The following is a 253-nucleotide window of genomic DNA, read 5'->3' as shown; positions in this document are numbered from 1 at the left end:
TCATTAAGTTACTTGAAACGTTTTCCGGTGGATATTCTTAAAATTGATCGCTCATTTATAAAAGATATTCCAGATGATAATAATGATATGGCAATAACAGCGGCAATTATAGCCATGGCGCAAAAGCTAAAACTCGATGTGGTTGCCGAAGGGGTAGAAACCGTTGAGCAAGTAGAGTTTTTGAAAAATAACAATTGCTTTATAGTACAAGGGTATTACTTTAGCCCGCCAATTGCAGAGCGCGATTTACCCA

At 37.5% G+C, this 253-nt stretch carries 1 protein-coding gene; it reads left to right on the top strand.

Annotation, left to right across the window (positions count from 1 at the left end):
- Window positions 1-253: EAL domain-containing protein (locus AAEY99_RS21565; RefSeq protein ID WP_351012005.1), on the top strand; the 253-nt coding region annotated here is incomplete at both ends.

Origin of the sequence: Shewanella sp. S1-58-MNA-CIBAN-0166 (assembly GCF_040310085.1) — a bacterium.
GTDB lineage: Bacteria > Pseudomonadota > Gammaproteobacteria > Enterobacterales > Shewanellaceae > Shewanella.
The sequence above is the reverse complement of the archived record's forward strand: the minus strand, read 5'-3'. Positions and strand labels throughout refer to the sequence as shown.